This window comes from Streptomyces sp. SBT349, assembly GCF_001083795.1.
Classification (GTDB): Bacteria; Actinomycetota; Actinomycetes; order Streptomycetales; family Streptomycetaceae; genus Streptomyces.
This window is the reverse complement of record NZ_LAVK01000670.1, coordinates 1-1,392: the sequence shown is the minus strand read 5'-3', so window position 1 is coordinate 1,392 and position 1,392 is coordinate 1. Positions and strand designations below refer to the sequence as shown.

Genomic DNA, 1,392 nt, shown 5'->3' with positions numbered 1-1,392 from the left:
CTAGCAGGATGGGGCGGCGGGCGGGGAAGCCGCGGGCGCCTGCGGCGCCTCGGCGGCGGCGGCCACGATGTCCTCGGGCCGCCCCATCCTGCCGAGGATGCGCTTCACCGTCGCCTGGCTCTCCGAGCCGGGGGCCGAGGCCCGTTCCCTGCCGATCTCGTCCCGCAGCCGGTTGACCAGCGAGGCCCGCTGCGCCGCGGACATGCGCGTCCCGTGCGCGAGGTCGCCGACCCGGCTCAGATAGTCGTAGACGAGCTGCTCGTTTTCGATTCCCACACCACTGCCCCTGCGCCGACACCGACCGAACGACCGGAACTCCCCGACGATGCTAGTCAACTGAGCCCGGCGCGGTAGATGAAGCGACGCGAGTGGGCGGAGAACCTGAGGGAACGCCGTTGTTCATCGGGGGTTCACCGAACGCCGTACAACCCGCTACCCACGGCTCGTTACATGGTGAACGCCCCGCGTCGGCGCCGCGAGGGCACGCGTGAAGAAGACCGCACACCACCGCGTTCTGCGTTCTTCACTGCCGACAACGACAGCGAGGGAGAGCGCCATGGGCGCCTGGTTGAGCACGACGCAACCGCGAAGGCCGTCGGCCGGCGCACCGAGAGCCCTGTTCGCCGCCGCGCCGGAGGACGGCATGGAAGATCCGGTCGTTCCCTCCCCCACCCGCATACCGCTCGGCTCCGACCCCGTCGTGCTGCTGGCCGACGCCGACGAACGCATCCGGCAGGGGCTCACGGCCCAGCTCGCGAAGTACCAGGTGTCGGTCGTGCACTGCGGCGACGGCGCCACCGCGCTGCTGGAGGCCGGGCTGCGCAAGCCGGACGTCCTGCTGGTCTCGGCCGACCTGCCGGTGATCGACGGCGCCACGGTGCTGCGCCTGGTCAGACGGCGGCTGTCCATCCCCGTGGTGCTCGGCGTCGGCCCCGACGACACCGCCCAGGTCGCGCCCGCGCTCGCCGCGGGCGCGAGCGCATGCGTCGCCCGCCCCTACCGCCCCCGCGAGGTGGCGCAGCTGCTCAGCCTCGCCGACCGGGGCAACCGCGGCTGGGACCAGCCGCTGGTCTGCGGGCCCCTCACGCTCGACCCCAGCACCTACGAGGTGGCGATGCACGGCGTGCCGACGGCCCGGCTGCCGCTGCGCGAGTTCCAGCTGCTCCATCTGCTCATGCTCAACTCCGAGAAGGTCATCACGCGCGACCGGATCAGGACCGAGCTGTGGGGCGAGGGGGCCCGCCGGTCGAACACCATCACCGTTCACATTCGGCGCCTTCGCGAGCGCCTGGGTGACGACCCGCACCACCCCGAGATCATCCAGACCGTGCGGGGCGTCGGCTACCGCCTCGTGCCGCCCATGAGCTGACGGGCGGCGGGACGAGGGGGGAG

General features: G+C 72.3%; 2 protein-coding genes. One reads left to right on the top strand and one right to left on the bottom strand.

Going from position 1 to position 1,392, the window contains the following annotated elements; genetic code table 11:
• Positions 1 to 276: a hypothetical protein gene (locus ADY01_RS35710; RefSeq protein ID WP_049581057.1), complete on the bottom strand. Its 276-nt coding sequence runs from the start codon at positions 274 to 276 to the stop codon at positions 1 to 3.
• Between the two features lie 367 nt (positions 277 to 643).
• Between ADY01_RS35710 and ADY01_RS35705 the strand changes: the two genes are divergently transcribed.
• Positions 644 to 1,369, top strand: coding sequence for a response regulator transcription factor (locus tag ADY01_RS35705; RefSeq protein ID WP_063784483.1), 726 nt, complete (start codon positions 644 to 646; stop codon positions 1,367 to 1,369).
• Positions 1,370 to 1,392 lie beyond the last annotated feature (23 nt).